Source organism: Streptomyces sp. NPDC004561, assembly GCF_053602155.1.
This window is the reverse complement of sequence record NZ_JBSGDB010000752.1, coordinates 1-2,753: the sequence shown is the minus strand read 5'-3', so window position 1 is coordinate 2,753 and position 2,753 is coordinate 1. Positions and strand designations below refer to the sequence as shown.

2 protein-coding genes and 2 pseudogenes are annotated in these 2,753 nt (G+C 68.1%); 2 read left to right on the top strand and 2 right to left on the bottom strand.

What is annotated here, in order from left to right:
• Positions 1-144: 144 nt before the first annotated feature.
• Together ACWEN3_RS44715 and ACWEN3_RS44710 are read right to left on the bottom strand one after the other, a co-directional pair.
• Positions 145-783, bottom strand: a pseudogene (locus ACWEN3_RS44715) (sigma-70 family RNA polymerase sigma factor); the annotation flags it as partial.
• 344 nt (positions 784-1,127) lie between these two features.
• Entirely contained in the window at positions 1,128-1,262 is a 135-nt protein-coding gene (locus ACWEN3_RS44710) for a DUF6131 family protein (protein WP_452983946.1), read from the bottom strand.
• A gap of 532 nt (positions 1,263-1,794) precedes the next feature.
• On the opposite strand from ACWEN3_RS44710, the pseudogene ACWEN3_RS44705 reads away from it, so the two are divergent.
• Together ACWEN3_RS44705 and ACWEN3_RS44700 are read left to right on the top strand one after the other, a co-directional pair.
• Positions 1,795-2,313, top strand: a pseudogene (locus ACWEN3_RS44705) (hemerythrin domain-containing protein).
• A 231-nt stretch (positions 2,314-2,544) separates the two neighbouring features.
• Positions 2,545-2,753 (top strand): TspO/MBR family protein (locus tag ACWEN3_RS44700; RefSeq protein WP_452983944.1); only part of this gene is annotated, 209 nt, incomplete at its 3' end.

The window sequence follows — 2,753 nt, the reverse complement described above, 5'->3', positions numbered from 1 at the left end:
CCGGTGCGGCTTCCTCGGCACGGTCCAGTTCCACGCAGCCCTCCTCGGCGATCCGCACCAACGCGCCTCGCAGGGCCGCCTCCGGTACGACCACCTTGCCGCCCGACAGGCGCGTCGCGCCCCAGCGTCTGGCCAGCCGGTTCACTCCAGGTCGGTGTCTTCGACGCCGATGAAGTCCTGCAGGACGCTCTCGCCGTCCTCGCTGCCGCCGATGGCGGCGTCGAGGGAGGAGGAGTTGTAGCCGTTCGCGGCCAGACGGGCCTCCACCACCTCGTCCTCGGGCAGGCTCATCAGCTCCGACAACTCCTTGACCGTCGGCGTGCGGCCCAGCCGGCTTCGCAGTTCCTCCGTGGCCCGGGCGAGCTGGACGCGGGCCTCCTGCAGCCGTCGGGGTACGTGGACGGCCCAGGTGGTGTCACGGAAGAACCGTTTGATCTCCCCGACGATATAGGGGATGGCGAAGGAGGTGAACTCCACCTCGCGGGACAGCTCGAACCGGTCGATCGCCTTGATCAGGCCGATCATTCCGACCTGGACGATGTCCTCCATCTCCTCCGGTCCACGGCTGCGGAACCGGCCGGCCGCGTAGCGGACCAGGGACATGTTCATCTCGATCAGCGTGTTGCGCGCGTAGCTGTACTCGGGCGTGCCCTCCTCCAGCACTGCCAACTGCTCGAAGAACAACCGGGAGAGTTCGCGGGCATCCTTGGGTGCCACCCGGGTGGGGTCGGCGACTTCCGGCAGCTCGGTGGTCTGCGTGTCCAGCGTGCTCATGAGAGCCATGTAGGTCCCCTCCCGGATTCGAACTCGTGCCACGGCCCGCTGCGAAACAGCCGACGATGCTGCGGCTACCCCTTCATTTTCTACCCATGCTTCCCACCACGCGATCGAGGCGCAGGGCTGTGAGCTGGGACGCCTCCCCGCGGAGAGGCCATCCGCCCGGTCCGGCCGGAGAGCCCGGCCGGCGTTCCGGAGTCGGCTCGGCGGCCCTCGTGCTGCGGGTGGAGCAGGGGTTGCGACCGGAACCGGGTCGGTGCCCCGTCGGCACAGTCCAGCAAGCGGGCCACGGCTGCGATGACGTCGGGGTTCTCGGATTAGGCTCCCGGTCGCGGGCGTCACAGTGCGGCCTACCAGTAGTGGCGTCGGCCGCCGGCGGCGTGCCCCACGGCGCCGAGGAGGAACAGGATGAGCCCGATGACGAGCAGGATGATCCCCGTCGTCCACAGAATGCCGACGTGCAGGACGAACCCGACGACGCCCAAGCCAGCACGATTGCACGGCCAGCGGACGCAGCCCCACTGGGCGTTCCACCTCATCCAACGACCAGCGCAGACAACCGACGGCCGCATACCGGCCGCGACGGCGGCCCTGCCGCGAGAAAACGAGCGACTCAGGAATGGTCGAGAAAGGCCGTCCCACGAACGACAGGGTCCGGGACGTGCTGATGGCTTCCTTCGGCTGTCGGCTGTCGAGCCTGACGGTCGCTCACCTGCTGGTCCAAGCGCTGGCACCGAGCGGATCGTCCGTCCGCCCGACCCACACAGTCCGGCCGCCGCCGCTCCTGGTTCTAATGCGCGTGATCCTGCTCGTCTTCATCGGGATCACCTGGTTGACGTGGCCCCCCTCCTTGGGTCCCGTCTCCGCTCGTTGCATCCGCTCTCCTCCTCCACGTGAGGACGAGGCACAGCGCGGCCAGCCGGGACGTCGTTGCTGCGGAGTCGGGAAGCCATCAGTGCGGACGGTGAGGGTAGACGGTAGTCACTTCAACCGTTCGCACGAAAGTGGTGCCCTGCCATGGCCCAGTCCCAGGACGTCGTCGAGCTCATCCTTCAGGACCACCGTCGCGTGGAGGACCTGTTCCGGTTCATGCGCAGCGTCGAAGCCGACCGGGCCTACGCGCTCCAGGAATTCGCGGACCTGCTGATCGCCCACGCGCTGGCTGAGGAGGCCAAGATGTCACCCGATCGTGCATCAGACCCAGGTCTATCCGGCGCTGAAGAGGTACAAGAACATCGATGACGAAGAGGTCGAGCACGGCGAGCATGAGCACGACGAGGGCAACAAGGCCCTTCTGAACCTCCTGGAGGTGGAGGAGGTCGGCTCCGAGGAGTGGGACTCCAAGCTGGAGGAACTGGTGGAAGCCGTCACCCACCACGCCGACGAGGAGGAACGCACCATCCTCAACGGTGCGCGCGAGAACGTGGCCATGGAGCGGCGAGAGGAACTGGGAGCGGCGTTCCGGGAGGAACGCGAGCGCCAGCTGAAAGCCGGCTGCGGTTCGGCCGACACGTACGCCGTATCGCCCACTCCTGACCGCACCCCGTCGCGAGGCGTCCCGCGCCGGGCTCACGCCCAGGCTCCGGTTCCGCCTGCACGGCTCGGCCCGGCGCGCCGTCCCCAGTTGAGAGGTGAACGCGATGCCCAGGAACAGGGCGATCCCGTCGGCCACCGCTGGCATGCACTGCGCATCGGACGCCTGAACAAGCGGCCGACAGTCGCAGTCATGCTGATAGGAGCTGGGCAGCGGGGGGAAGCTCTCTGAGCATGAGGCTGATCAGCGAGCATGGCGGTGAGAAGCTGGGCGTTCGACCGTGGATGCGCTTCGGCGCCGTCGGTGTGGCCGTGACCACCGCTGCTGCGGTCGGAGGGCGAGCCGTCGATGCCGACAGCGCCTGGTACAGGTCGCTGCGCAAGCCTGGGTGGCAGCCGCCGTCGTGGGCGTTCGGTGTCGTCTGGACACCGCTGTACGCGGC